Origin of the sequence: Actinoplanes sp. NPDC051470 (assembly GCF_040682035.1) — a bacterium.
Lineage (GTDB): Bacteria > Actinomycetota > Actinomycetes > Mycobacteriales > Micromonosporaceae > Actinoplanes.
The window spans coordinates 1-21,141 of record NZ_JBFBAA010000058.1 but is presented as its reverse complement, the minus strand read 5'-3'; the positions used below and the strand labels follow the sequence as shown (position 1 = coordinate 21,141).

The 21,141-nt window shown below is 71.8% G+C and carries 20 protein-coding genes and 1 pseudogene; 9 read left to right on the top strand and 12 right to left on the bottom strand.

Annotation, left to right across the window (positions count from 1 at the left end):
* Positions 1-8 precede the first annotated feature (8 nt).
* The 3 genes from cbiE to AB0M54_RS46565 are packed head-to-tail and all read left to right on the top strand — an operon-like array spanning position 9 to position 2,877.
* A complete protein-coding gene (gene cbiE, locus AB0M54_RS46575; RefSeq protein ID WP_364479548.1) occupies positions 9-1,250 on the top strand; it encodes a precorrin-6y C5,15-methyltransferase (decarboxylating) subunit CbiE in 1,242 nt (413 codons plus the stop codon).
* A complete protein-coding gene (gene cobM / locus AB0M54_RS46570; protein WP_364327884.1) occupies positions 1,247-2,074 on the top strand; it encodes a precorrin-4 C(11)-methyltransferase in 828 nt (275 codons plus the stop codon). Before cbiE ends, cobM begins: the two co-directional genes overlap by 4 nt.
* Positions 2,071-2,877 carry a cobalt-precorrin-6A reductase gene (locus AB0M54_RS46565; RefSeq protein WP_364479545.1) on the top strand — a complete coding sequence of 269 codons (807 nt, stop codon included), beginning with the start codon at positions 2,071-2,073 and terminating at the stop codon, positions 2,875-2,877. The genes cobM and AB0M54_RS46565 overlap by 4 nt, the downstream gene beginning before the upstream one ends.
* On the opposite strand, the gene AB0M54_RS46560 is transcribed toward AB0M54_RS46565, so the two are convergent.
* A complete protein-coding gene (locus AB0M54_RS46560; RefSeq protein ID WP_364479542.1) occupies positions 2,824-3,615 on the bottom strand; it encodes a cytochrome P450 in 792 nt (263 codons plus the stop codon). The two genes, AB0M54_RS46565 and AB0M54_RS46560, sit on opposite strands and share 54 nt — an antisense overlap.
* 98 nt (positions 3,616-3,713) lie before the next feature.
* Between AB0M54_RS46560 and AB0M54_RS46555 the strand changes: the two genes are divergently transcribed.
* The 3 genes from AB0M54_RS46555 to AB0M54_RS46545 all read left to right on the top strand — a co-directional run bounded on the left by AB0M54_RS46555 (position 3,714) and on the right by AB0M54_RS46545 (position 6,870).
* The gene (locus tag AB0M54_RS46555; protein ID WP_364479539.1) at positions 3,714-5,783 is read left to right on the top strand and encodes a hypothetical protein; all 2,070 of its coding nucleotides are present in this window, start codon (positions 3,714-3,716) and stop codon (positions 5,781-5,783) included.
* A complete protein-coding gene (locus AB0M54_RS46550) occupies positions 5,776-6,330 on the top strand; it encodes a phosphotransferase (RefSeq protein ID WP_364479537.1) in 555 nt (184 codons plus the stop codon). Before AB0M54_RS46555 ends, AB0M54_RS46550 begins: the two co-directional genes overlap by 8 nt.
* A 78-nt stretch (positions 6,331-6,408) precedes the next feature.
* A complete protein-coding gene (locus AB0M54_RS46545; protein ID WP_364327899.1) occupies positions 6,409-6,870 on the top strand; it encodes a hypothetical protein in 462 nt (153 codons plus the stop codon).
* A 15-nt stretch (positions 6,871-6,885) separates the two neighbouring features.
* On the opposite strand, the gene AB0M54_RS46540 is transcribed toward AB0M54_RS46545, so the two are convergent.
* From AB0M54_RS46540 to AB0M54_RS46495, 10 genes and pseudogenes are all read right to left on the bottom strand, one after another.
* Positions 6,886-7,188, bottom strand: a complete 303-nt coding sequence (locus AB0M54_RS46540) for a hypothetical protein (protein WP_364479534.1) — start codon at positions 7,186-7,188, stop codon at positions 6,886-6,888.
* Positions 7,189-7,499: 311 nt separating this feature from the next.
* Positions 7,500-8,372 (bottom strand): intradiol ring-cleavage dioxygenase, encoded by an 873-nt coding sequence (locus AB0M54_RS46535; protein ID WP_364479531.1) that lies wholly within the window; start codon positions 8,370-8,372, stop codon positions 7,500-7,502.
* Positions 8,369-9,388, bottom strand: coding sequence for a maleylacetate reductase (locus tag AB0M54_RS46530; protein WP_364479528.1), 1,020 nt, complete (start codon positions 9,386-9,388; stop codon positions 8,369-8,371). The genes AB0M54_RS46535 and AB0M54_RS46530 overlap by 4 nt, the downstream gene beginning before the upstream one ends.
* Positions 9,385-9,843, bottom strand: a complete 459-nt coding sequence (locus AB0M54_RS46525; protein WP_364479557.1) for a hypothetical protein — start codon at positions 9,841-9,843, stop codon at positions 9,385-9,387. Before AB0M54_RS46525 ends, AB0M54_RS46530 begins: the two co-directional genes overlap by 4 nt.
* Positions 9,844-10,095: 252 nt before the next feature.
* Positions 10,096-11,129, bottom strand: a pseudogene (locus AB0M54_RS46520) (FAD-dependent monooxygenase); the annotation flags it as partial.
* Between the two features lie 69 nt (positions 11,130-11,198).
* Positions 11,199-12,125, bottom strand: a complete 927-nt coding sequence (locus AB0M54_RS46515; protein ID WP_364479525.1) for a helix-turn-helix domain-containing protein — start codon at positions 12,123-12,125, stop codon at positions 11,199-11,201.
* Positions 12,126-12,170: 45 nt separating this feature from the next.
* Complete coding sequence (locus AB0M54_RS46510; protein WP_364479522.1) at positions 12,171-14,219, bottom strand: phosphocholine-specific phospholipase C; 2,049 nt, start codon at positions 14,217-14,219, stop codon at positions 12,171-12,173.
* A gap of 108 nt (positions 14,220-14,327) precedes the next feature.
* Positions 14,328-15,731: a hypothetical protein gene (locus AB0M54_RS46505; protein WP_364479519.1), complete on the bottom strand. Its 1,404-nt coding sequence runs from the start codon at positions 15,729-15,731 to the stop codon at positions 14,328-14,330.
* 67 nt (positions 15,732-15,798) lie between these two features.
* Entirely contained in the window at positions 15,799-16,461 is a 663-nt protein-coding gene (locus tag AB0M54_RS46500; protein ID WP_364327922.1) for a response regulator transcription factor, read from the bottom strand.
* Positions 16,458-17,573 (bottom strand): histidine kinase, encoded by a 1,116-nt coding sequence (locus AB0M54_RS46495; protein ID WP_364479516.1) that lies wholly within the window; start codon positions 17,571-17,573, stop codon positions 16,458-16,460. Before AB0M54_RS46495 ends, AB0M54_RS46500 begins: the two co-directional genes overlap by 4 nt.
* 482 nt (positions 17,574-18,055) lie before the next feature.
* Between AB0M54_RS46495 and AB0M54_RS46490 the strand changes: the two genes are divergently transcribed.
* The 3 genes from AB0M54_RS46490 to AB0M54_RS46480 all read left to right on the top strand — a co-directional run bounded on the left by AB0M54_RS46490 (position 18,056) and on the right by AB0M54_RS46480 (position 19,982).
* Positions 18,056-18,922, top strand: coding sequence for an oxidoreductase (locus AB0M54_RS46490; protein ID WP_364479513.1), 867 nt, complete (start codon positions 18,056-18,058; stop codon positions 18,920-18,922).
* Positions 18,919-19,278: a VOC family protein gene (locus AB0M54_RS46485; protein ID WP_364327931.1), complete on the top strand. Its 360-nt coding sequence runs from the start codon at positions 18,919-18,921 to the stop codon at positions 19,276-19,278. The genes AB0M54_RS46490 and AB0M54_RS46485 overlap by 4 nt, the downstream gene beginning before the upstream one ends.
* Positions 19,279-19,463: 185 nt before the next feature.
* On the top strand, positions 19,464-19,982 hold the full coding sequence (locus AB0M54_RS46480) for a pyridoxamine 5'-phosphate oxidase family protein (protein WP_364479510.1): 519 nt from the start codon (positions 19,464-19,466) through the stop codon (positions 19,980-19,982).
* Positions 19,983-20,650: 668 nt separating this feature from the next.
* On the opposite strand, the gene AB0M54_RS46475 is transcribed toward AB0M54_RS46480, so the two are convergent.
* Positions 20,651-21,141 (bottom strand): hypothetical protein (locus tag AB0M54_RS46475; protein WP_364479507.1); only part of this gene is annotated, 491 nt, incomplete at its 5' end.

Genomic DNA, 21,141 nt, shown 5'->3' with positions numbered 1-21,141 from the left:
GTCTCGTCGTGCTCAAGGTGGTGGGGATCGGTGCAGGTGGTTGGTCTGATCTTTCGGGTACGGCCACGGCGGCGCTGAGGTCCGCGTCGGTGGTGCTGGGCAGCCGCCGCCAGCTCGATCTGCTGCCGTCGGAGGTGACGGCCGAGCGGATGCCATGGCCGTCGCCGCTGCTCCCGGCGTTGCCCGGGCTGCTGGAATCGTTCGCCGAGCGGGACGTGGCCGTGCTGGCCAGCGGGGATCCGATGTTTCACGGGATCGGGGCGACGCTCGCCCGCCTGCTCAACCCCTCAGTGGTAGCTCAGAGCGGCGTCCGGGTCTCCGATGCCGCTCTGGGCTACCACCTGGAGTGGGAGGTCATCCCGCATCCGTCGTCGGTGTCGCTCGCCGCGGCTCGCCTGGGGTGGGCGCTGGCCGAGGTCGAGGTGGTGAGCCTGGTCAACGCGCCGGTCTCGAATCTGCGCCGCCGGCTCAACCCAGGGCGCCGGATCCTGATCCTGTCGGCCGGCGCGGGGACACCCGCCGAAGTCGTGGACCTGGTGCACGGCGCCGGGTTCAGCGAATCAGATATTTCCGTCTTGTCGGATCTGGGGGGCCCGGCCGAGAGCGTGACGGCATGGGCCGGGGTCGCGGCCGAGGAGATCTCGGCGCTCAACATCGTGGCCGTCGAGTGCCGGGGCGGGCCGGCGACACCGGTGGTCCCGGGGCTGCCCGACAATTCGTATGAATCGGATGGTCAGCTCACCAAGCGTGAGGTGCGCGCGGTCACCCTGGCCACCCTCGGCCCCGCGCCCGGCGAACTGCTGTGGGACGTCGGCGCCGGCGCCGGCAGCATCGCGATCGAGTGGATGCGGGCGCACCCGTCCTGCCGGGCCATCGCCGTCGAGGCCGACCCGGCGCGAGCGGCGACGATCGAGACCAACGCGGCGCGGCTGGGGGTTCCCGGTCTCACGATCGTGACGGGTACGGCGCCCGCGGCGCTGACCGACCTGCCGTCCCCCGACGTGGTCTTCATCGGCGGCGGCATCACGACGGACGGGCTGGTCGAGGCGTGCCTGGCCGCCCTGCCCGGCGGCGGGCGCCTGGTCGCCAACGCGGTCACCCTCGAGTCGGAGGCGGTGCTGACCGCGTGGCACGGCAAACTCGGCGGCGAGCTGACCCGCGTCGCCGTGCAGCGCTCCAAGCCGGTCGGCGGCTTCACCGGCTGGCACACCATGATGCCGGTGACGATCCTGTCGGTGGTGAAGCCATGACGGTCCACTTCATCGGCGCCGGCCCAGGAGCGGAAGACCTGATCACGGTACGTGGGCAGCGCCTGCTCGCCGCGTCGCCGGTCTGTCTGTACGCCGGCAGCCTCGTCCCGCCCGGCCTGCTCGCGCACTGCCCGCCCGGCGTCCGCCTGGTCGACACCTGGCCGCTGACCCTTGACGAGATCATCGCCGAACTGGTCGCCGCGCATCAGGCCGGCCAGGACGTGGCCCGGCTCTGCTCGGGCGACCCGTCGGTGTTCAGCGCCATCGCCGAGCAGATGCGCCGCCTCGACGCGGCCGGCGTCCCGTACGACGTGGTGCCCGGCGTACCCGCCTTCGCCGCCGCGGCCGCCGCACTGGCCCGGGAGTTCACCGTGCCCGGCGTGGCCCAGACCGTGATCCTGACCCGGACGGCCGAACGCGCCACCGCCATGCCGCCCGGCGAAGACCTGGCCACCCTGGCCGCGAGCCGCTCCACGATGGTCCTGCACCTGGCCATGCATCGCATCGACGCGGTCGTGGCCGACCTGCTGCCCCACTACGGCCCGTCCTGCCCCGTGGCGATCGTGGCCCGGGCCAGCCGCGACGACGAGGTGATCCTGCGCGGCACCCTGTCCGACATCGCCGCCAAGGTTCACGAATCGGGCATCAAGCGCACGGCCGTGATCGTGGTCGGCGCGGCCCTGACGGCCTCACAGTTCCCCGACAGCCACCTCTACTCGTTCCAGCGGCCCCGCCCGCTCACTCAGCCGGACCACTCGCTCGCCGAGCCGGACCGCCCGCTCACTCAGCCGGACCATCCGCTCGCCGAGCCGGACCGCCCATGATCGTGCTCATCCTCGGCGGGACCACCGAGGGGCGGCTGCTCGCGTCGGCGTGCGTCCAGCTGCCGGGGGTCGTGACGATCAGCTCGCTGGCCGGCCGCACCAACGACCCCCTGATCCCCGCCGGCGACCTGCGCATCGGCGGCTTCGGCGGCGTTTCCGGCCTGACCCGGTATCTCGGCGCTCAGAAGATCGACGCCGTGGTCGACGCCACGCACACCTTCGCGCGGCAGATGACCGAGCATGCCGTCGAGGCTTGCGCCGCTTCGGGCGTACCCCTGCTGATCTTGAGAAGACCGGGCTGGACCGAACAACCGGGCGACACGTGGCACCGCGTCCCGTCCCTGCCGGCCGCCGCCGTGCTGCTCCCCGAGCTGGGGAAGCGGATCTTCCTGACCACCGGCCGTCAGGAGATCGGGGCGTTCGCCGGCCTCGACGACCTGTGGTTCCTGGCCCGCTCGGTCGAGCCCCCGGCCCCGCCCATGCCGCGCCGCCTTTCGGTGCTGCTCGACCGCGGCCCGTTCACCGTCGAGGGCGAACAGGCGCTGCTCACCGCCCACCGCATCGACGTCCTGGTCACCAAGGACAGCGGCGGCCCCGCGGCCAAACTGACCGCGGCCCGCGCCCTGTCCCTCCCGGTCGTCCTGGTCGACCGTCCCGCCCCGCCACCCGTGCCCCTGGTTCCCTCGGTCGAGGCGGCCGTGACCTGGTTGCGCACCCTCATGACGCACGCACCGGCAGGCGACGGCAGTTCAGCCGGTGGTGACGGGCAGCGAGCTGACCCCGCGGACCTCGGACTGGGGTAACCAAGCCAGGTCCTCCGGGAGGATCGCGAGGCGCAGGCCCGGGAACCGGGTGAGCAACCCGCCGATCGCCACCCGGGCGGCCAGGCGGACGTGGGCCGCGACCGGGCTCAACCGGCGTCCGTAACCCAGGCCGAGATGGCCGTCATCGGCGCGCATCAGGTCGAGACGGTCCGGGTCGGGGAAGCGGCGCGGGTCGCGGTTGGCCGCGGCCAGGCTGACGACGACGTGGTCGCCGGCCGAGATCACCTTGCCGCCGATCGTGAGCTCCTCGACCGCCACGGCGGGGGCCGTGCGTGGCACCGGGCCGTCGAAGCGGATCAACTCCTCGACGGCGGCGGGCAGCAGGGTGGGGCGGGCCCGGAGCGCGGCCGTCTGCGCCGGATGCCGGAACAGCGTGATCATGGCGGTGCCGACCACGTCGATGACCGGGCGGGGCGGTGTGGTGATCAACTCGTGGGCCAGCGGGACCGCGACGTCCGGAACCAGGTCGCCGCGGCCGCGGGCGGCCAGGCCGTCCAGCAGGTGGGCGACAATCTCCTCGGCGTGGGCGTCCGGCGGTGGGTCGACCGGGGCGGGCGGGTCGGTCAGCGGGCGCAGCCGCTGGTCGTCCAGCGCGGCGTGCGCCTCGTGGTAACGGGTGACCAGCCAGAACTCCGGCCCGGCGGGGCCACGCGTGAGGTGGATCGGCGCGCGTGCGGGGGCCGGGCGGGCATCGATGATCGACTCTGGATTAGTCACGGCCCGCAGACTCTAGCGGGTCTGTACATGTCGGACAGTCCCGCCTTCGTGGGTTTACCCCCTGGACGAGCCTTGACCTGCGCGGTAATGATGCCCGGGTGACGGACGACTTTCTGCGCGCCGTCGTCGACCGGCGCGAACGGCCCCGGCTGTGGGCGTCGTCGTGGCGGGCCCGTACGCCCGAGGACCGTGCTCGTGCCCGGCTGGTCCGCCTGGCCGACGCCGCCCGCAGCGAGCCCGCCGACCTGGCCGTGCTGGCGGCGACCCACGGCCTCGACGCTGGTCTCGGTGGCCTGGCCGGCCGGGTCCGGTGGGCCGACGCGCGGCCGACCGGCGAGGTGGCCCGCTACGGCGTTGATCATCCGGCGCCGCCGATCACCCGGATCTGCGCGGTCGACTTCGCGGACGTCTCGGGCATCGCGACCGCCACCGGCCGCGGGCGGGACGGCATCCGGATCTGGCGGCCCGGCGCCGAGGAACCCGTCGCCACGATCACTCGAACGGGTGACGATGTCGGCGCGCTGACCGGTCTGCGGTCGGGTGGCGCCACGTTCCTCGCGGCCGGCCTGCGTGACGGCCGGGTCCTCGTGTGGCGGCTCCGGCTCGCCGGCGAGCAGGTTGCCGTCGGTCCCATCCTGGAACGGGACCTCGGCGTCCGCGTCACCGCGATGTGCGCGTTGCCCGGCCCGTCCGGCGACCGGCTCGCGTGCGGGGGCCAGGACGGCCGGGTGGCACTGTGGAGCGCGGCCGGCACGGCGGCCGGTGGGTTCGCCGCGCACGGCGGCGCGGTCACCGCGATGGCGGCGCTCGGCCGGGATCATCTGGTCACGGTGGGCGCCGACCGCGCGGTCCGGGTGTGGGACGGCTCTTCCGGCACGCCGTACGACGAACTCGCCGCGACCGACGTGCGGGCGCTGTGCGCGTGGGACGGCACGGTCGCGTTCGCGTCGCCCGGCACGATCACTCTGTGGACAGTTGACACCGGTGACAGCCGCGAGTTCCCGTCGGCCGAGGTGACGTCGGTCGGCGCGGTCCCGTTCGGCGGGACGACGTTGCTGGCCGCCGCGGGGGACGAGATCCACTTCCGCGATCCGGTCGGTGGCGCGGTTTCCGGCGCGTGGGGCGCGCCGTCGTTCAACGAAGGCTGGTGTACGTACGCCGAGGCGGCCTGCCCGGTCCGGGTGGACGGGCGCGTGCTGCTCGCCACCGGATGCCGGGACGGTGCGCTGCGGCTCTACGACCCGGCCGAGGGCATCCCGGGGCCCGGCCCGTCCGGGGCGGCCGACGGGCTGTGCCTGCTGAGCGTCGAGCAGCGCCCCTACGCGGTGGCCGTCGGTCCCGGCGGCGTCCGGTTCTGGGACGTCGAGACCGGCGCGATCTCCGGGGCGATCGAGCTGGCCGAGGCGGCCCACGACGTCTGCGTGGTTCCCCTTCCCGGGCGTACGCTGCTCGCCTGCGCCGGCCCCACGTCGCTGCGACTGGTCGACCCCTACCAGGGCGCCGTCGTCCGGGAGATGAGCGGGCCGACCAACCGCGTCTGCTCGGTGACCGTGGACGGCCAGGCGATGGTGGCGTCGACCGGCGAGGACGGCACGGTCCGGCTGTGGGACCCGATCGCCGAGTCGCCCGGCCGCGTCCTGTTCACCGGCCGCACGCCCACCGACGCCCTCTGCCCGGTGCCGTTCGAAGGTCGCGAGCTGCTGGCGTACGCGTGCTTCGAAAAGGTCTTGATCGTGGACCCGTCGACCGGTGACCTGCACGCCACGCTGGACCGTTGCGGCGCCAACGCGCTGAAGGTCTTCGTGTACGACGGCCGTACGATGCTCGCCGGCGCGCCCTTCGAGTTCACGCCCGGCGGCCCGTCCGTGCACCTCTGGGACGTGGCGGCGGCGATCAAGGAGGATGGTCCGGCCGCTCCGGTGGCGACCTTCGGCGGCCAGGTCGTGCGTTCCGAGGACCTCTGCCCGGTCGAGCTGAACGGCCGCACCCTGATCGCGGCGGTCCACCCCGACCAGTGGGTGACGCTCAGCCTGTGGGACCCGGCCGAGCCCACCGCCCCGCTGCGCGAGTACCCGCTCTTCCAGGCGGCTCGCCGGGTCGAGTCCCCGTCACCCGGCACCCTCGTGGTCGCGCTGGCCAACGGGGTGGTGACCCTCAACCTTGGATGAGCTGTTGCGCCGCCTGCCCGCCGCCGGATTCGAGCGTGCGCCCCGGATCCGGCCGGACGGAACCCGAACCTGGATCGAAGGTGAGGTTCCCACGGCCGGCCCCTACCACCTGAGCGACGCCCGGATCGTCAGCGCCACACAGCTGATCCGGGCCTTCCACGACGCGACCACGAGAACCGGCCTCACCGCCGGCCAGGAGATCGTGGCCCACAACGACCTGGGCCCGCACAACACGGTCTTCGCCGGCGACGAGGCGGTCGGCCTGATCGACTTCGACGATGACGTGGCTCCGGGCGCCCGCGCCGACGACTTCGCCCACGCGGCCTGGGGTTTCGCCGACCTGACCGACCCCGCGGTCCCGCGGCCCGAACAGCTCCGCAAGCTCAATCTGATGTGCGCGACCTACGGCGACATCACACCGGCCCAGACTCTCGACGCCCTGGCCGCCCGCTTCGAGCGGGCGATCACCCAGCACCGAGCAGCCAACCGCCCCGCCGCGGTCCACATCTTCGAGGACTTCCGAGCCCGGCTGGAGGAGCTGCGATGACTGTCGGGGACTTCCGGGCCCGGTCGGAGGAGTCGCGATGATCGTCGGGGACTTCCGCGCCCGGCTGGAGGGGTCGCGATGATCGTCGATCAGACGCTGATCCGCATCGGGCAGGGCGTGGAGCTGCATCACCATCGGGGTGAGCGCGAGGCCGCCCGTCTCATGTTCGCCCAGATCTGGGACGACATCGGCGGCGAGCAGGGCGATCCGCTGCACGTCTGCGTCCTCGCCCACGCGATGGCCGATGTGCAGGACGACCCCCGGCAGGAGCTGACCTGGGACCAGCGCGCCCTGACGGCGGCCGCCCTGCTCACCGAGGACCGGGTGGCCGAGGCCGGAGTCGCCATGCCGGTGGCCGCCCTCTACCCGTCACTGCACCTCAACCTTTGCGAGTGCTACCGCAAGCTGGGCGACCTCGCCCGCGCCCGCGAACACCTCGATCTGGCCCGGGCCAGAATCGGCGCGCTGGGCGACGACGACTACGGCCGGCTGATCAAGGACGGCCTGGACCGCGCGACGCAGCAACTGGCCTCGACGTAGCCGGTGACATCGCGGTTAGGCGTCAGGGGCGTGGCAGACCGCCTCGAGGTTGACGCCGTGTGGGTCGACCACGAAGCCTCCGAAGTAGTCGGCGTGGTACTCGGGATGTACCGCCGGCGTCAGCAGTGACGTTGCCCCGGCGGAGAGGGCGGCCTGGTAGAACGTCGAGACCTCGGCGCGGGTGTCGACTGTGAAGGCGAGGAGCCGGACCGGTCGGGATTCGTCATGGTGATCATGGTTCCCGTGATTGCGGTCACCGGATGACCTCAAGAGGATTAGTCCGATTTCGGCGGCGCGGCGATGACCGGGTCGATGCATGGGCCGACGTGGCAAAAGGGACGCTTTGCCCTGGTCGGAGCGGAGGTCAGCGCCTAACGTTTGCCCGGTAAGAGAAAATTACGGTTTTGGAGAAACGTGAATCACCCTCACCGGTCCGGTCCTACCGCTCGTCGTCGCCGCTGGATGTTCGTGGTCGTCCTGTCCACCCTGGCCGTCGTCAACGGCACCCAGCTCCTCGGCCCGGCCGACGCGAACGTTCCCCAGGGCTCCTCGATCGCGAGCGCGCCGTAAACGGTAGGCGGGCGGTGGGCGGTCACCCGTACGGTAGGCGGTAGGGGCGCACGGTAGGGCTACTGATCGGGCGCCAGCACGATGTCGAAACGGACCCGTGACCACGGGCCCGCGACCTCACGACCATCCGGCGTCGTGGTGCCCGCCGCCTGAGGTTCGAAGCGCTTCACCAGCGAGTCACGTACGCCGAAGACGCTGTCGCTGGTCAGCAGCTCGTCGCCCGCGACGAAGATGTGTGTGACCAGCGTCCGGAATCCCGGGGCCCGCACCATGAAGTGCAGATGTGAGGCGCGCATGGGGGAGCGGCCGGTCGCCGCGAGCAGACGTCCCACCGGCCCGTCATGCGGGATCGGGTACGGCGTCGGTGTGATCGCCCAGAAGCGGTAGTCGCCATCCGCCCCGGCGACGAGGTGACCGCGGGCGGCCACACGCTCGTCCGAATACTGCACGTCGTAGAAGCCTTCGTCGTCGGCCTCCCACACTTCGATCCGCGCGCCGGGGACGGGGTTGCCACCGGTGTCATGGACGGCGCCGCTGACCCAGCACGGTTCGCCGGGGGCGCCGTTGGCGATGTCGCCGCCGGGCGGGATCAGTGGCGACCCCTCGACGAAGAAGGGACCGAAGACGGTGGCCTCGGTCGCGTCCGCGTACGCCTCATTGTTTACCGTGATCGTCTGCATGGACACCCCGAGCACGTCGCTGAGCAGCACGAACTCCTGCCGCCGGCGGTCGGTGATGTGGCCGGTGGCGGTGAGGAACTCGATCGCCGCCTGCCATTCGGCCTCGGTCAGCCGGGTCTCGCGGACGAACGCGTGCAGGTGGCCGGCGAGCGCTCGCATCAGTTCCCGCAGCCGCGGGTCGGGCGTGCCGTCGAACGAGGCGAGCACGCGTTCGACCAGCTGGGCCTCGCGCGCGTCCTGTTCCGTACTCATCGCGGATCCTTCCCCTCCCAGGCGTCGTGGAGCAGCGTCGCGAGGCGGGCGCCGTCGACCGGCGCCGGGTTGTTCCCGGGTACGGCGGCCAGCACACCGTCCGCCGCCGCCGGCAGGTCGGCCTCGCGGAGCCCGAGTTCCCGCAACGATCGTGGCGCGTCGAGCCGATTCGCGAGGCGCAGCAGGCCTTCCAAGGCGGTCGGCGCCCCGAATGCCGGCGCCAGCGCGGGCGCCGCGAACTCGTTCAACGCCGTCACGTAGGGCAGGACCACCGCGTGTGTCGGAGCGTGCGGCAGGTTGAACATCCCGCCGAGCACGTGACAGACCTTGTGGTGCAGGCCGGATCCGGCCGACGCGAACGCGACCGCCGCCAGATACGCGCCGTACAGCAGGTTCTCGCGTCCCTCCACATCGGAGGGATGGTCGAACACCCGTGGTAGTCCGGCATTCAGCGCGCGAATACTTTCCAGCGCGAACGCGCGGTTGATCGGGTCGGCGCGCGGCGCCCACATCGAGTCGACGCCGTGCGCGACCGCGTTCAGCCCGGAGGCGACGCTCAGCGGGACGGGCAGCGACAACGTGAGGCTCGCGTCGTAGACGACCACCCGCGGCAGCACCCGCGGATCGGTGCCGGTGGTCTTGCGGCCGCCCTCGGTCAGCCCCCACACCGCGGTCGCCTCCGAGCCGGCGTAGGTGGTCGGCACCGCGATGATCGGCAGCCCGGTGGTCAGCGCGACCGCCTTGGCCAGGCCGGTCGTCGAGCCGCCGCCGACCGCGACCAGCACGTCGACCCCGTGCGAGGCGGCCGAGGAACGCGCGCGCTCGGCGACCTCGACGGGCACGTGCATGACGACCTCGGTGTGCCGCACCGCGCCCTCGAGTTCGATCGACGTTCCGGTCGAGATGAGCATGGGCCGCCGGGCGCCCAGTCGCTCCACCTCGGCCGCCACGTGATCCGCCGCCGCGTACGAGTCGAAGACGACCCGCTGCGGCAGTAATTCGTGAGTGAACTTCAACTCTGGCGTCCCAGAATCGTCAGCAGGGCCGAGCGCAGGGCGGACGCGGGGTCGTCGGGCAGACGCATCGCACGCCACCCGATGTGTTTGTCCGGCCGCACCAGCAGCACACCGTCCTCCTCGACCTCGCGCGCCCGCGCCCAGTCGTAGTAGAGGTCGGTGACCGTACGGCCGGGCCCGATGACCACGGTCCCCAACGGTACGCCGAGCTCGGCGCCGATCTTCGCCGCCGCGTCCGCCCACGGTTCCCCGGAGATGCCTGTGAGCAGCGTGAACCGGCTCATCGGGGCCAGGTCGAGGGTGGAGATCCGGGTCAGCGTGTCGCCGACCCAGACATGGGGCAGCCGGGCGCCCGGCACGGTCGAGGCCTCGTAGTAGAGCTCCGGGTCGCGGCTCGGCGCCGGTCGGGTGGCGCCGTCCGGGACGATCGCCGCCGAGGTGTAGAACTGGCCCATGTCCACGCCGTGCGCGTTGAACTCGTAGTGCTTCAGCTCCATCGCCGCGACCAGGGCGGCCCGCTTCGCCTTCCCGCCCGGGGTGTTCGCCTTCCGCTCCTCGATCCGCGCGGCCATCTCCGCCTCGTCCTCGGCGTCGAGCAGTCCCAGAACCTCGAAGAACTGGACGAACTCACGGCTCGACCGGTTGGCCCGCACCACGATCTGCTCGGCGACCGGCGCGCGTTCGGCCGAGTACGTCTCCAGCAGCGCCGGTGACGCCTGCCCGCGCAGCACGGCGGCCAGCTTCCAGGCCAGGTTGTACGAGTCCTGGATCGAGGTGTTCGAGCCCAGCCCGTTGCTCGGCGGGTGCCGGTGCACGGCGTCGCCCACGCAGAAGACGCGCCCCGACTGGAGATGGGTCGCGTACATCTCGTTGTTGCCCCACAACGAGGTCCCGGTGATCTCCACCTCGATGTCGGGCAGGCCGAGCAGGTTCCGGACGATCTGCACGGCGGCGGCCTCGTCCACCACGGGCGGCGGTTGCTTGATGTCGTAGCCCCACACGATCAGCCACTCGTTCCACGGCCGCACCATGCGGACCAGGCCGGCGCCGATGCCGCCCACGTTCGAGCCGGGCTGGATGACCCAGTAGAGCACCGAGGGCCGGTGGCCCACGTACGCCGAGATGTCGGCCTTGAAGGTGATGTTCATCGACCCGGCGATGTCCATGGCGCCCCGCATCGGCAGGCCGAGGTCGGCCGCGACCTGCGAGCGCGCGCCGTCGGCGCCGATCAGATAGCGGGCCCGGACGGTGTACTGCTCTCCGGTGAGCCGGTCCCGCACGAGCACGTCGACGCCGTCGTCGTCCTGGACGTGCGACACGTACTCGGTCTCGAAGCGCGCCCGGGTGCCGCGTTCCACCGCGTTGCGGACCAGGATGGGCTCGAGGTGGTTCTGCGGGATGTACAGGGCGAGGCGAGCCGATAGTCGGCCTCGCGGGCCGGGTGGGTGCCCCAGGTGAGGATGCGCCCGATCTCCTCGCCGGCGATCGAGGTGCAGAAGACCGTGTCACCCATCAGCTCGTGCGGCGTCGCGTCGGCCTGAACCTGTTCCTCGATGCCGAGGTCCCGGAAGATCTCCATGGCCCGCTGGTTGGTGATGTGCGCCCGCGGCGTGTTGGCCGTCCACCGGTACTTCGTGATCATCACGTGCGGAATCCCGAGCGTGGCGAGAAGCAGCGCGGCGCTGGCCCCGGCCGGTCCCGACCCCACGACGACGACGTCGGTAGTCACCCTGACATCCATCCGCCAAGTCTCCGGCCGATCGGGCCGGCCGTCCGGAAAAACGGCGGAAGTCCGAAGAGATGGCGGAATCTACGCGTTGTCGGGGAGCGCGGCGCGGGCCTCGCGGCGGACGTCGGAGGGGCGGCGGCCGTAGCGGGCGCGGAAGGTCTGGGAGAAATGCGCGGCGGAGCCGAAGCCGCAGCGGGCCGCGACCTGTGACACCGGTGTCCCGGGCGCGGAGGCGAGCAGCGTGTGGGCCCGGTCGAGGCGGCGGGCCAGCACGAACTGCGGGACGCTGACGCCGGTCGACCCGAACGCCCGGGACAGGTGGCGTTCGCTGATGCCGATCGCGGTGGCCACCCGGGCCGCGCTCAGGCCGGGGTCGGAGAGGTGGAGTTCGATATAGGTGCGGGCGTTGGCGACATGCACCGAGGCGGTGTCGTGGCCCGCGGTCATGCTGGCCAGCAGTTCCAGGGCCACGTCCTCGTCGACCGGGCCTCCCGAGGTCAGGGCCTCGTCGACCAGCCGGGCGAAGGAACGGGCACTGGGGTCGCCGCGGCCGAAGTCGCGCACCAGCGGTGTGCGTACCTCGTCCAGGCCGGTCACCGACCGGAAGACCGGCCGCGGCACCTTGACCGCCAGTTCCTCCAGCCCGCGCGAGAAGCCCCGCATGAACGGCCGGTCCGCGTCGCAGATCAGGGCCTGCCCCGGCCGCAGCGTCAGCACCCCGTCGTCGTGGTAGAAGAACGCCTCGCCGACCAGCGTCAGATAGACCGCGACGGCGTCGGCCGGGTTGCGCCGGACCTCGGCGGCGGGCCGTTCGACGACGTGCGCGTTCCCGCGTACGCGGGCCAGATGCATCCCGTCGAGCTGGAGGTTGACCTCGGTCGCGTCCAGCGCCGCCTCGCCGAGCATCCGGCAGCGCAGCCCGATCAGCGCCCGGGAGTTGTGCTCCTCCCAGCGCGCGATCTTCTGCGCCTCGGGCAGGCCCGCCGTGCTGAAGGACACCGGCCTCATCGCCGCACCATACGCCGATCGGCCCGGGCCGTCAGGCGCCGTTGATCAGTGCGCCTGGACGAGGCCGCCCATCAGCGGGTCCGTGATGCTGTCGCGGCCGTTCTCCAGGTGGCCGGCGAACTGCTGCTTCGCGCCGCCCGCGAAGGTCACGGTCAGGTCGTGCCAGCCGTGGGTGCGCTGCACGTTCCAGGACTTCGTGGTCGACCGGCCGGCGGGCACGGTCACCGGCGTTCGGTGGCCGGTGTAACGGTCGACGACCGTCAGCTCCGCGCGTCGCGTACCCCGGTTGTCGAACGTCAGGGACACCCGCGAAGCCCGCGCCTCGACACTGAGCTTGACCCCGACGGGGCTCTCGCGGTGGAAGGCCCGGAAGAACCCGTTGGGACCATGAACCTCGATCGAACTCGAAGTCCACGTGTCGGCGAGGCGCTTGCCCGGGGAAACGGTGTAGGTGCGGGGATCCACGCCCGTCGCGCGCACCTGGAACACCGCGGTCTGGCGGCCGGTGTTGCCGAACTCGATGGTCGTCCTTCCCTTGTGGAACCCCGCGTCGGCGTGCAGCTCGTAGGGGAGCGCGCGGGCCGGACGGATGCCCCGCTCCTGCCGCGGCAGCCGCTGGTCGGCCGGCGGGATCGGCACCTCGTCGGGCTTGCGGACCAGGTCGTCCGGCTTGAAGGCGTCGGTGCCGGGCAGGTGGATCGGGCGCGGGCGGTTGGGCGTACGGAAATCGAACGCCGTGGTCAGATCGCCGGTGACCGCGCGCCGCCACGCCGTGATGTTGGTCTCGACCAGGTCGGGGCGGCGGTCGGCGAAACGCGCCTCGAGGAAGCGGATCAGCGACGTGTGGTCGAACAGCTGCGAGTTGACCCAGCCGCCGCGCGTCCAGGGTGAGACGACGATCGTCGGGACCCGGATGCCGAGGCCGTAGGGCCCCGCCGGATAGCGCGCGCTGCCGGGGAAGATCTCATTCGTGACGGGTACGGTCGACAGCCCCTGATCGCGTGTCACCGGTGGCATCGGCGGCACGAGATGGTCGAAGAAGCCGCCCTCCTCGTCGTAGGTGATGAACAGCGCCATCTTCGACCACACCTCCGGGTGCGCGGCGAGGATGTCGATGACCTGGGAGATGTACCAGGCGCCGTAGGACGGTTCCCAGTTCGGGTGCTCGGTGTACGCCTCCGGCGCCACGATCCATGACACCGGTGGCAACTTGCCTCGGGAAACGTCGGCGCGGAACTGTTCCAGCAGCAGGTCCGGCGACCGGCCGTGCGCGTTCACGTTGGTGCCGGTCTTGGCCCGGTCGGCCAGCGGGGTGCCGGGCCGCGCGTTCTGGTACTGGTGGAAGTAGAGCAGCGCGTTGTCGCCGTAGTTGCCGATGTACGGGTCCGAGGTCCAGCCCCACGATCCCGCCGCGTCCAGGCCGTTCCCGATGTCCTGGTAGATCTTCCAGCCGATGCCGGCCCGCTCCAGGCGCTCCGGGTACGTCGACCAGTCGTACCCGGCCTCGGCGTTGTCGACGACCGGCCCACCGGCCCGGCCGTCGTTGCCGACCCAACCGCTCCACATGTGATAGCGGTTCGGGTCGGTCGGGCCGAGCAGCGAGCAACGGTAGTTGTCCAGCACCGTGAACGCGTCGGCCAGCGCGTACTGGTAGGCCAGGTCGTCACGGTTGTGATAGGTCATCGCGGTGACGCCCTTGTTGGGCACCCAGCCGTCGTGATGTCCCCGGTTGACCGCGGCGTGCCCGTCGGTCCAGCCGTGCGGCGGGTCGGGCAGGTAGGTCTGGCCCAGGTCCGGGACCGGCGGGCGGAACGGCAGCAGGTCCTGGCCGCCCGGGCCGTTCGGCTGGTGCCACACGCTCTTCCCGCTGGGCAACCGGACCGGATGCGGGTCGGCGAAGCCGCGTACGCCGCGCATCGCTCCGAAGTAGTGGTCGAAGGACCGGTTCTCCTGCATCAGGATGATCACGTGCTCGACGTCGGCGATCGAGCCCGTCCGATCGTGCGCCGGGATGGCCAGCGCCTTGCCGAGGTCCAGCGGCAACGCCGCCGCCCCCGCGATCTTCAGGAAGTTCCGGCGATCCACGGCAGCCATGAAGCGGAAGTTAGCTATGCCTTCTGAACGACCAGCACGTAGAGCGCGAACGATGCACCCTCGCGCCGGAAATCCTTGGTGTACGAGAACCCGAGCCGCTCGCGGCCTCTAGCGATGCGCCTCCACCGCATGGGCGTCAGCACCGTCATGTCCCCGCTTTCGCAGAGCGCCGACGCCCGCGCCGACGGTCAGCACCTCGACGGCCACCAGGAGGATCAGGTCGGCCCCGGTGTCAGCGTTGCCGAGCAGGCCGAACGCGGTGTGGCCGGCCAGCGCGCCGACACAGGCGGCGAGCAGGTGGCGCGGCGTCGTGACCCAGCGCCGCACCGTCCACAGCGTCACGCCGGCGAGCACGGCCGCTCCGGCCATCGGCAGCAGCGACCAGGCGCCGTGCGTGAACAACGGCTGGGTCGCGCCGCCGAACGGCCAGATCATCGCGAGGAAGGCGAAGGTCGCCAGGGCGGTGGCGCCGGCGACGACGGGTACGGGCTCTTCCATGAAGATCTGGGCCGGCCCGACCCGGACCTTCAAGGCGGCGACGACCACTGCGGCGGCGGCGACGGCGATGATCAGCGCGGCCAGCGGCGGCATCGTGTAGCCCGGGTCCTCGGCGGGCGGCACCACCACCCGGATCAGGCCCGCGCCCAGCAGCGCGACCACGCCGGCCGTGATCACGCCGCCGCGGCGCAGGTAGGGGCGGGCGCCGTAGCGGAACTCCACCAGCAGGATCGGGATCGTGATGCTGAAGACGGCGTGGTAGACCAGGTTGACCTCGGTGTACGCGGTGTTCAGGCCGAACAGGCGCGGCGCCCAGCCGGCCGCACCGTACAGATGCGGGCTGGTCAGGCTCTGCAACGCCAGACCCTCCTCGACCAGGCCGTAGGCGACGCCCATGAGCAGCAGGTTGGCGATCCCGCCGCCGGTACGCCGCACCACCTCGCGGATCAGCAGCGCGCCGCCGCCGTAGATCGGGATGAAGAACAGCACCACCCAGGCCATGTCGAGCGGGATGTTGCCGAGGCTCACCTCCGCGACCAGCGGCGCCGCCAGCACGAGCAGCCCGGCCGCCTTCAGGTTGCGCGGCCGCGGGTCGGGCACGGCCGGAAACGCGTCCCGGACGGCCCGCCGGTTGACCGCCACGATCAGCGCGGCCAGCACCGCCAATTGGACCACCTGCACGGCCCGCAGCCAGGCCGGATACTCGGCCGACACCAGCAGCCAGGCCACCGCGGCGAAGCCCACGACCGAGACGATGCGTACGCGGCGGTACGCGCGAGCCACGCCCGCCACCAGCTGACGGGTCACCCAGACGTAGAGGACGGCCACGACCAGCACCGGGATCGGCCGGGTCCACAGGGTCGCCGACAACGCGTGCGGATCCATCTGTGGCCGCCTGGCCTGCTGGTAGGCCAGCACCTGACCGTGGAACACCACGGTGAGCAGGGCGAACACGACGTTGACGGAGAGGCTGGCGACGAGCAGGACGACAACGGTCCGGATCGATCGGGTCATGCCTCCGACGTTAGGAACACCGGCCCCCGGCCGGATCCGGCGCGAGAACGGTCCCGCGTCTACGACTTCAGGATGAGGGCCGGGGCCGGACCAGACCCAGGTCGTACGCCAGCACCACGGCCTGAACCCGGTCCCGCACCGCGAGCTTGCGCAGAATGGCCGACACGTGGGTCTTGACCGTCGCCTCGCTCACCACCAGCCGGGCCGCGATCTCGGCGTTCGAGGCGCCCCGGGCCAGCAGCGTCAACACCTCACGCTCCCGGTCGGTGAGCCGCTCGACCAGCCCGGGCGACGCCGGCGGGGTCACGTCGGTCGCCACGAACCGATCCAGCAGCCGCCGGGTCGCCGTCGGCGCGAGCAGCGCGTCACCCCGCGCCACCACCCGGATCGCCTCGACCAGGTCGGCCGGGCGCACATCCTTGAGCAGGAAGCCACTCGCACCCGCCCGCAGCGCCGCATACAGCGGTTCCTCCAGGTCGTAGGTGGTCAGCATGATCACCCGAGGTGGGTTCGCCCCCGCGGTCAGGCGTGCGGTCGCCGCCACCCCGTCCAGGCCCGGCATGCGTACGTCCATCAGCACCACGTCCGGCCGGGTCTGCCCGGCCAGCCGCACGGCCTGATCCCCGTCACCGGCCTCGCCCACCACCTCGAGATCGTCCCGGGCCTCCAGAATCATCCGGAACCCCGACCGGACCAGCGCCTGATCATCCGCGATCAACACCGTGATCACGGCGTCCCCCGCAGCGGCAGGTGCGCCTCGACCTCGAAGCCACCGTCCGGCCGGCGCCCCGCGCGCAGGCTCCCGCCCAGCAGACCGGCCCGTTCCCGCATCCCGAGCAGGCCATGCCCGTCCTTGACGGCGGACCCGCCGCCCCCGGCGCCGTCATCCCGCACCCGCACCATCACCTCGTCCCCGGCCACCCGCACCAGCACCTCGGCCCGCGACGCCCCGGCGTGCCGCAACGTGTTGGTCAACGCCTCCCGCACGATCCGATAGGCCCCCACCTGCACGCCCGCCGGCACGGCGCCGTCGCCTTCCCACACCACCGACACGTCCAGTCCCGACTCACGCATCGTCGCGGCGAGCCGATCCAGGTCGGACAGCCGCGGCTGCGGTTCGTCCGCCGCCCCGTCCCCGTCCTCGTCGCCCTTGTCCTCGTCGCCGCGGACCGTGCGCAGGAAATGCCGCAGCTCGGCCAGCGCTTCCCGACCGGCCTGCTCGGTGCGGCGCAAGCCTTCGCGGGCCCGTACCGGATCGAGGTCGAAGATGTCGTCGGCGGCCGCCGCCTGCACCACCATGACCGACACCGTATGCGACAGCACATCATGCAGCTCCCGGGCGATCCGGGCGCGTTCCTCCAGCACGGCCCGGCGCCGCTCGGCCACCCGCCGCGCACCGCGGGCCCGCGCCCAGGCGCCCCAGCTCCAGGCCAGCAGCGCCGCGCCCGCCCAGAGCCCGGCCAGATCCCAGCGCCCGCGAGCCACCGCCGGCCCACTGGCGGCCGCCACCGCCGCGGCCAGGATCCACCAGGTCCGCGCGGCCGGCCGCAGCCAGGCATAGGTGCACAGGGCGACGAAGGCGAGGCCCGGCCCGAACACCGGATACAGCACCTGCATCCCCGCGCCGGCCGCCAGCACCACCGTGGCGGCGGGCGCCGGACGGCCACCGAGCCACCAGAAACCGGCGGCCTGCACGGCGATCAACACGACGGCCACGGCCGCCGCGGGGGAGTAGCTCGCCTTCGCGGTGAACACCAGGATCGACCCGGACACCACCACGGACGCCACCGCGAACAGCACCCGCAGCCGCTGCGGGAACCGCGCCGTGTAGCCGTCACTCATAAGGCGACACGGTACGGCCGCTCGACCCGCACCTCCGCCCGGAGCGCGCCAACGGCCGTGACCCACCACCCAGATCCGGGAGATGGCGGGACACGGCCGCTGCGGTTGTGAACCTTTGTCGCGCGTACCTATGAAGGGATTTATGCGGGTTCAGGAACGCCCGACGGGGCCGGCTCGGTGTCGGGTGCCGGCTCGATCACCGGGGGCGGCAGCGGATCGGGTGAGCCCGGCTCGAGCTCGCCCGGGTCATCGGGAATCGGAGCGCCCGGGTCAAGCGGTGGGTAGCGGTCCGGTTCGGTGCCTACGTTGCGCAACATCATCCTGTCCCCTCTCCGTAGCGACCCCTGGCCGCTCGTGACCGGATCCAAGATCCAATTTCCTACCCGCTGACCGTTCGGGTAAACGCCGGCCAACCTGGCACCGGCAGTCCCAGGAAGAGGGGGACGATGCCTACCCGGCGCGGAGAGGGGCAGATTCGGGGGATGACGACAACCGATCTGCCCGGCGGCACCTTCACCGTCGCCGACCTCGAGTTCACCCGTGTGGGCTACGGCGCCATGCAGCTGGCCGGCCCCCACGCGTTCGGGCCGCCGAAGGACCGCGACGAGGCCGTCCGCGTCCTGCGCACCGCCGTCGACCTGGGCATCCGTCACATCGACACGTCCGACTACTACGGCCCGTACGTGACCAACGAGCTGATCCGGGAGGCGCTGCACCCCTACCCGGAGGACCTGATCATCGTCACCAAGGTCGGCGCCCGCCGCGATGACCAGGGCGGATGGCCGTCCGCGCTGGGCCCGGACGACCTGCGCCGGGCGGTGCGCGAGAACATCGAGCGGCTCGGCGTGGAGGCGCTCGACGTGGTCAACCTGCGGCTCGGCGGCATGCGGGGCCCGGAGCCCGGCTCGATCGCCGACAAGGTCGAGGTGCTGGCCGAGCTGCGCGAGCAGGGCCTGATCCGGCACCTGGGCCTCAGCACGGTCGACGCCGACCAGCTCGCCGAGGCGCAGCGGATCGTCCCGATCGTGTGCGTGCAGAACTTCTACAACATCGCCAACCGTCACGACGACGCCCTCATCGATCACACCGCGCAACAAGGCATCGCCTACGTCCCGTACTTCCCGCTGGGCGGCTTCAACCCGCTGCAATCGGCCGGGCTGGACGCCGTCGCGAAGTCCCTGGACGCCACCCCGCTCGCCGTCGCCCTGGCCTGGCTGCTCCAGCGCTCGCCGAACATCCTGCTCATCCCCGGCACATCGTCGGTGGCCCACCTGCGCGACAACATCGCCGGCGCGGGCCTCACGCTGCCCCCCACCGCGCTCGAGGAACTCGATAACCTGCCCCGATGATCGGACGCTGGCACGGCCTCATCATCGACACCCCCGACCCGTCCGCCCTCGCGTCGTTCTACCAATCCTTGGTCGGCATGCAGCGCATCCAGGACGAGGGCGACTGGATCGTGATCGGCGACGCCCCCGACCGCCCCGGCATCGCGTTCCAGCGTGTCACCGACCACCAGCCACCCCGATGGCCCGACCCCGCCCACCCACAACAGATGCACCTGGACGTCCGAGTCACCGACATCGAGCCGGCCGAGTCGGAGGCGCTGTCCTTGGGCGCAACCCGGCTGCCCGGCGGCGGCAAGACCTTCCGCGTCTACGCCGACCCGCACGGTCACCCTTTCTGCCTGGTCTGGGGCTTCTAGAAGATGACGGGTACGGGCACAGCAAAGTCCCGCCCTCTCCCGAAGCCAGGCGTCCGTCCAGGCCGTTGGCGACCATCCGGCGTCAGGCGCGGCTCCCGGCCCGTGCCGGTCTCCCGCGCGGCGCGACTTCCTGCGCGGGGCGGGCTCCTGCGTGGGCCGGGCCCAGGCGTGGGGAGGGCAAAGGCGTGACATCGGGTGACGACTGGCTGCAGGGTCCGGCGCCGTCCGGCCGCTTGCCACGGAACTTGCTGGAGGAGCGAATCCTCCAACTCCTCCGCTCCCAGAACATGTGCGTCCTGGCCACCACCGGCCCCGACGGCCCGTTGGCAACGCCGGTCCGCTACTACCCGTTCGGCCTGGCGGTCATGTTCACCGCCGCCCCGCGCTCACCGAAGATGCGCAACATAGCCGCCGACCCCCGCGTCTCAATCGGCGTCTTCGCGCCCCTGGTCGGCCTGGCCAGCAGCCGAGGCGCCCAACTATTCGGCCAAGCGCAGGTGCTCCCACCCGACGACCCAGCCCAGCAGCGTTACTGGCCATCCTTCCGCTGGGAGAACGAACACGCCGAACGAGGCCGCCCCCTCTCCGACCCACCCCGCGAAACCTTGGTCGTAGTCGAACCCACCCGCATCGTCTACACCGAACACTGGCTACGCCGAGACGGCTACGCCCCACGCCAGTTCTGGCGCCAAGCCGAGGTTTAGCGGGCTGATCGCATAGCTCACGCCGGCGCTCCCTCCCAGCCCCCGCCACCGCCACCGCTGCCCGCCGCCCCATGCCGCCACCTCGCCCACCCCAGATGCCACCGTGTCCTACCACCGTTCGTCCGGGTGGTAGGCAAGCCCGCGTTGCGGGTCTCGGACGCCGCCGTGTTCTACCACCGCTCGCCGGAGTGGTAGCCCAGCCCGCTGTTTCAGGCCCGGACGCCGGGCCCTCCTACCGCTCCTTGCCCGGCGGCCACCGCGACTGGCGGCAGCGACGGTGAGCGGACACCCGGGCGCTTGGCGCACCTCTGCTTGACCCGGGTCCTGGCTGGAGTGGTGGCAGTGACGGTGAGCGGGCACCCGGCATGCGCCGGCTTGACCCCGGTCCCGGCTGGACTGGCGGCAGTGACGATGAGCAGGCAGCGGGGTGCCTCAGCTTGACCCGCCGACCCAGGCGAGAGGCGGCGCAGACGGCGAGCGGGCACCCCCGGCACCTCGCAAATCCCAGCCCGGGCCCAGCGCGCAAGCCATATGCCGCCACCGCGGACGCCGCCCGAAAGTTCGCGAAATTTCCGGCGCCGGCCCCGCCGCCACCCCCACCCCGGCACTGGGTGGGTCGGAAATGTAGCAGCGCGGCCCGACGGTTTCGGGCGTTGTCCACAGGCCGATCACTGTGACGTCGGCGCCTTCTCACGCGCCGGAACCAGCAGAAGCACCGACAGCACCAGAACCCCGACAAGGCTGACCACATTGCCCACCTTGTCAACCATCGAAAACGCCCCCAAGTGCAGCGAGTGCCACAGCAGATGCTGCGCATCGAAGACCAGCCAAGCCCCGCCCGTGACCGACATCCCCGCCACCGACGGCCGACGAACCGCCCACACCGTCAGCACCAGCAACCCTAGATAGAGCCCGCCCACATCCCGAGTCAGATGCTCGTTGTACGCCCCCAGCGTCGACACCCAGTGGCGCCCCGGCAGCGGGAAGTCGGCATAGAAGGACGCCGGGAACGCCGCGGCCCACACGCCCACGACGGCGGCCACCACGGCGAGCAGGGCTGCGACCGGGACTGTGCCACGAACGGTGTTTCTGGCCCGATTCGCCGGATTTTGGTTCGGCGGGATGGGCACTGTGAGTAATGACCGCAGAGATCGTGAAC

Excerpts from the sequence above, each read along its gene's own strand:
- cobM (WP_364327884.1), top strand. The coding sequence starts at position 1,247 with ATGACGGTCCACTTCATCGGCGCCGGCCCAGGAGCGGAAGACCTGATC.
- AB0M54_RS46490 (WP_364479513.1), top strand. The coding sequence starts at position 18,056 with ATGACGACAACCGATCTGCCCGGCGGCACCTTCACCGTCGCCGACCTC.
- AB0M54_RS46510 (WP_364479522.1), bottom strand. The coding sequence starts at position 14,219 with ATGGCTGCCGTGGATCGCCGGAACTTCCTGAAGATCGCGGGGGCGGCG.
- AB0M54_RS46505 (WP_364479519.1), bottom strand. The coding sequence starts at position 15,731 with ATGACCCGATCGATCCGGACCGTTGTCGTCCTGCTCGTCGCCAGCCTC.
- AB0M54_RS46540 (WP_364479534.1), bottom strand. The coding sequence starts at position 7,188 with ATGCATCGACCCGGTCATCGCCGCGCCGCCGAAATCGGACTAATCCTC.
- AB0M54_RS46495 (WP_364479516.1), bottom strand. The coding sequence starts at position 17,573 with ATGAGTGACGGCTACACGGCGCGGTTCCCGCAGCGGCTGCGGGTGCTG.
- AB0M54_RS46515 (WP_364479525.1), bottom strand. The coding sequence starts at position 12,125 with ATGAGGCCGGTGTCCTTCAGCACGGCGGGCCTGCCCGAGGCGCAGAAG.
- AB0M54_RS46525 (WP_364479557.1), bottom strand. The coding sequence starts at position 9,843 with ATGGGCCAGTTCTACACCTCGGCGGCGATCGTCCCGGACGGCGCCACC.
- AB0M54_RS46485 (WP_364327931.1), top strand. The coding sequence starts at position 18,919 with ATGATCGGACGCTGGCACGGCCTCATCATCGACACCCCCGACCCGTCC.
- AB0M54_RS46565 (WP_364479545.1), top strand. The coding sequence starts at position 2,071 with ATGATCGTGCTCATCCTCGGCGGGACCACCGAGGGGCGGCTGCTCGCG.
- AB0M54_RS46545 (WP_364327899.1), top strand. The coding sequence starts at position 6,409 with ATGATCGTCGATCAGACGCTGATCCGCATCGGGCAGGGCGTGGAGCTG.
- AB0M54_RS46535 (WP_364479531.1), bottom strand. The coding sequence starts at position 8,372 with ATGAGTACGGAACAGGACGCGCGCGAGGCCCAGCTGGTCGAACGCGTG.